Raw genomic sequence first — 687 nt, forward strand, 5'->3', positions numbered from 1 at the left:
GCGAGGCCGCCCACGCTAGGAGCAGACGAGGTCATCCTCTGGAGGTGTCCCGTTGAGGATGTAGTCGTCGACTGCCGCGTCGATGCATTCGTTGCCGGACATGTAAGCCGTGTGTACGAATGCGTCGTATGTCAGCAGCGTGCCGGAGTCGAGCTGGTCTGCCAGTGCCTCGGCCCAGTCATACGGCGTAGCCGGATCGCCGGTGGTCCCCACGACCAGGATCGGATCCGCTCCCGTGCCGCTGATCTGGCTCTGGTCGTAGTCGGATTCGGCCGGCCACGACAGGCAGGAGAGCCCGCTCCACGCCATGAACCGACCGAAGATCGGGGAAGCTTCCTCGAACTCCGGCAGGGCGGCCTCAGCTTCCTCGACGGTGGTTCCACCCGGATAGTCGATGCAGTTCACCGCGATGATCGCCTCGTTCTGGTTACCGTTGTAGGTCCCGTCCGCGTTGCGATTGAGGTAGAGGTCCGCCAACTGGAGCAGGTCGCTGCCGTTGTCCTCGTTGACCGCTTGGTCGAGGGCGTCGGCCAGGGTGGGGTAGCCCTGCTCGGGAGAGAGGTACAGCGGCAGGATGATTCCGTAGAACGCCAGAGAAGAGGTCAGCGGCCGACTCTCGTCGTCGGTGGGGAGCGGCTCTTCCTCCGTCTGCTCCATCAGGCTCTGCAACGCGTCCCGGGCTGCTTC

1 protein-coding gene is annotated in these 687 nt (G+C 64.5%); it reads right to left on the reverse strand.

Annotated features, from left to right (window positions below):
* Window positions 1–15: 15 nt before the first annotated feature.
* Window positions 16–687 (reverse strand): alpha/beta hydrolase (locus ELR45_RS39130; RefSeq protein ID WP_205857289.1); only part of this gene is annotated, 672 nt, incomplete at its 5' end.

It is taken from the genome of Phytoactinopolyspora endophytica (genome assembly GCF_004138495.1).
In the GTDB taxonomy this organism is placed as follows: domain Bacteria; phylum Actinomycetota; class Actinomycetes; order Jiangellales; family Jiangellaceae; genus Phytoactinopolyspora; species Phytoactinopolyspora endophytica.